Source organism: Paenibacillus sp. OAS669, assembly GCF_014873645.1.
GTDB lineage: Bacteria > Bacillota > Bacilli > Paenibacillales > NBRC-103111 > Paenibacillus_S > Paenibacillus_S vulneris.
The window spans coordinates 1-2237 of the sequence record NZ_JADBDR010000036.1 but is presented as its reverse complement, the minus strand read 5'-3'; the positions used below and the strand labels follow the sequence as shown (position 1 = coordinate 2237).

Here is a 2237-nt window from a genome sequence, read left to right as displayed (position 1 = left end):
GCCATAGCTTCGGTGGCGTGTTTAGCCCCGTTACATTTTCGGCGCAGAGTCACTCGACCAGTGAGCTATTACGCACTCTTTCAATGGTGGCTGCTTCTAAGCCAACATCCTGGTTGTCTGCGCAACTCCACATCCTTTCCCACTTAACACACACTTGGGGACCTTAGCTGATGGTCTGGGCTGTTTCCCTCTTGACAATGGATCTTAGCACTCACTGTCTGACTCCCGGGATAAAGTATGTGGCATTCAGAGTTTGACTGGACTTGGTAACCCTTGGCGGGCCCCGCACCCAATCAGTGCTTTACCTCCACTACTCATCTCCCGAGGCTAGCCCTAAAGCTATTTCGGGGAGAACCAGCTATCTCCGAGTTCGATTGGAATTTCTCCGCTACCCCCACCTCATCCCCGAATTTTTCAACATTCGTGGGTTCGGGCCTCCAGTGCGTGTTACCGCACCTTCACCCTGGACAGGGGTAGATCACACGGTTTCGGGTCTACGCCCACGTACTATAGTCGCCCTATTCAGACTCGCTTTCGCTGCGGCTTCGGCTCTTCACCTTAACCTTGCACGGGAACGTAACTCGCCGGTTCATTCTACAAAAGGCACGCCATCACCCGTTAACGGGCTCTGACTTCTTGTAAGCACACGGTTTCAGGTTCTATTTCACTCCGCTCCCGCGGTTCTTTTCACCTTTCCCTCACGGTACTGCTTCACTATCGGTCGCTAGGGAGTATTTAGCCTTGGCAGATGGTCCTGCCTGCTTCCCACGAGGTTTCACGTGTCTCGCGGTACTCGGGATCCGTCTAGCGATACGTTGATTTTTGGCTACAGGACTTTTACCCCCTATGGTGAGCCTTTCCAGACTGCTTCGCCTAACCAACTTTTCGCATATTGACGTCCCACAACCCCAGAGGGCAAGCCCTCTGGTTTGGGCTATTCCGCTTTCGCTCGCCGCTACTGACGGAATCACTGTTGTTTTCTTCTCCTGAGGGTACTTAGATGTTTCAGTTCTCCTCGTATGCCTCTGCACATCCTATGTATTCAGATGTGAGTAACTGAGTATTACCTCAGCTGGGTTTCCCCATTCGGACATCCCCGGATCAAAGCCTGCTTACGGCTCCCCGAGGCAATATCGTCGTTCGCCACGTCCTTCTTCGGCTCCTAGCGCCTAGGCATCCTCCGTGTGCTCTTATTAGCTTAACCATGCTAATACACGTTGTATTGCTCTACGCATTGTATTTCCATATCTAGTTTTCAAGGAACAATCTTAGCTTCATCGCCATCTCTCAATAGCGACAAAAAGCATCTTATCACAAAACCTCACTCGAAAGCAAGAGTTTTTTTGGTGGAGCCAAGCGGGATCGAACCGCTGACCTCCTGCTTGCAAGGCAGGCGCTCTCCCAGCTGAGCTATGGCCCCATATCATAATATAAAATTTCATGGTGGGCCCTAGTGGACTCGAACCACCGACCTCACCCTTATCAGGGGTGCGCTCTAACCAGCTGAGCTAAGGGCCCGTTTTGGATTAACAAAACGATTACTCAAAACAAAAACCCACTCAAGGTGGGTTGCTTGGCGACGTTCTACTCTCCCAGGACCCTTCGGTCCAAGTACCATCGACGCTGGAAGGCTTAACGTTCGTGTTCGGTATGGGTACGCGTGGTTCCCTTCCGCCATCATCACCAAACGAAGTCTTGCTAATACAAAACCAACTTCGCGAATAACGCTAAGCGCTCTCTCTAGAAAGCTTATATCGCAACCTTATCTTCACGAGAGATATTGCCCTCTCAAAACTGACCAACGAGTGAATGCCGTTGCAACCGTAGTTGCTTATTTGTCCGATGACCTACAGTCATCATGGACTCCATAGAAAGGAGGTGATCCAGCCGCACCTTCCGATACGGCTACCTTGTTACGACTTCACCCCAATCATCTACCCCACCTTCGGCGGCTGGCTCCTTGCGGTTACCCCACCGACTTCGGGTGTTGTAAACTCTCGTGGTGTGACGGGCGGTGTGTACAAGACCCGGGAACGTATTCACCGCGGCATGCTGATCCGCGATTACTAGCAATTCCGACTTCATGCAGGCGAGTTGCAGCCTGCAATCCGAACTGAGACCGGCTTGTAAGGATTGGCTCCGCCTCGCGGCTTCGCTTCCCGTTGTACCGGCCATTGTAGTACGTGTGTAGCCCAGGTCATAAGGGGCATGATGATTTGACGTCATCCCCGCCTTCC

At 52.1% G+C, this 2237-nt stretch carries 2 tRNA genes and 3 rRNA genes; all 5 read right to left on the bottom strand.

The features are described 5' to 3' along the window. Positions 1-1204 (bottom strand): 23S ribosomal RNA (locus tag GGC63_RS34155); the annotation flags it as partial. A 140-nt stretch (positions 1205-1344) separates the two neighbouring features. Then, positions 1345-1420, bottom strand: a tRNA-Ala gene (locus GGC63_RS34150). Between the two features lie 21 nt (positions 1421-1441). After that, a tRNA-Ile gene (locus GGC63_RS34145) sits at positions 1442-1518 on the bottom strand. 53 nt (positions 1519-1571) lie between these two features. Further along, positions 1572-1688 (bottom strand): 5S ribosomal RNA (gene rrf / locus GGC63_RS34140). A 183-nt stretch (positions 1689-1871) separates the two neighbouring features. Continuing rightward, a 16S ribosomal RNA gene (locus GGC63_RS34135) occupies positions 1872-2237 on the bottom strand; the annotation flags it as partial.